This window comes from Pseudomonas sp. IT-P176 (assembly GCF_949767245.1).
Taxonomy (GTDB): domain Bacteria; phylum Pseudomonadota; class Gammaproteobacteria; order Pseudomonadales; family Pseudomonadaceae; genus Aquipseudomonas.
The window spans coordinates 1-323 of the sequence record NZ_CATKPN010000120.1 but is presented as its reverse complement, the minus strand read 5'-3'; the positions used below and the strand labels follow the sequence as shown (position 1 = coordinate 323).

Sequence of the window (323 nt, the reverse complement as noted above, 5' to 3'; positions counted from 1 at the left end):
TTACGTTATTTTCGCAAGGCGGCTGATCAGGGTAGCGCCCAAGCCCAGTATGATGTGGGGGACATACTGGCACCGATAAGAGTCGCGCCGGACGTTGCCCGGCAGATGCGCCGCTGTGCGGCTGAACAGGGCAATGGCAAGGCAGCTGTTGCCTTGGGTATCGACCTAAAGTACGAGGGTCGGTATGAAGAGGCGCTTGAGGTCTTCCAGATGGGCGTTGTAGCAGGTAACGAAACCTCTGCCGGTTGGCTGGAAGAGGCCTTTCGCGGTCCTCCTCCCACCGATACGTTGTACTACCTCGGCGAACAGGAAGACCTTGAGCG

At 58.5% G+C, this 323-nt stretch carries 1 pseudogene; it reads left to right on the top strand.

Annotation, left to right across the window (positions count from 1 at the left end):
• Nucleotides 1–323, top strand: a pseudogene (locus tag ACM6IP_RS26065) (sel1 repeat family protein); the annotation flags it as partial.